Below are 648 nucleotides of genomic sequence, written 5' to 3'. Positions count from 1 at the left end.
CCAGCCGACGATGGCAGCTATCGCCGAACCGCCGGAGGTGAAGCCCATTATCATTCCCGCGTAGGTGAAGCTGGCGGCCATGAAGGCGCCCCAGATGACACCCAGTATTATAGCAGCGGGCGTCACTTCGCGGTAGGTCTCGTCCGAATCCTTACGCTTCCAGCTCGCGTCTCCAACCTTCCAGTTGGCATCCGCCATCTCCCAACCCCCTGCACAGTTATGAGCATTCATGTCCACGTTCTTTAGGAATGTGCATTCCTTGGAGATTGGCCCGTTTGGTAATATAAAGTTTTTCAGACCTGTAAATGCCAAGAAGTGGACACCAACGCACATTACGACATTGAAGGCTCGAAGGGTGTTTAATGTGCCGTTTAATCCGCCGAACGACGGTTAGTTGAAACTTGAAAATGCTGAAGCGATTTAGGAAAAGTTCTGGGAAAAACGAAGGCTCAGACCTTAATGGTCACGTCAATGACCGCGGTCTCTTTGCCGGGGTTCCTCACCACGACCTTCCACCTGCCCTTCGGAAGTTCAACGACCGCATTCACTTCCCTGACGGTTCCAAAATCCCTCAGCACGGTCCCGTCGGAGGAGACAACCTTCACCTCAATGGGAACGCTGGAGCTTATCTCAACCGTCAGATTCGCC

The 648-nt window shown here is 53.1% G+C and carries 2 pseudogenes; both read right to left on the bottom strand.

The window, feature by feature from the left end:
• Nucleotides 1-198 (bottom strand): annotated as a pseudogene (locus tag APY94_RS12525) (OPT family oligopeptide transporter); the annotation flags it as partial.
• Nucleotides 199-449: 251 nt separating this feature from the next.
• Nucleotides 450-648: pseudogene (locus tag APY94_RS13430) on the bottom strand (hypothetical protein); the annotation flags it as partial.

The organism is Thermococcus celericrescens (assembly GCF_001484195.1).
Classification (GTDB): Archaea; Methanobacteriota_B; Thermococci; order Thermococcales; family Thermococcaceae; genus Thermococcus; species Thermococcus celericrescens.
The sequence above is the reverse complement of the archived record's forward strand: the minus strand, read 5'-3'. Positions and strand labels throughout refer to the sequence as shown.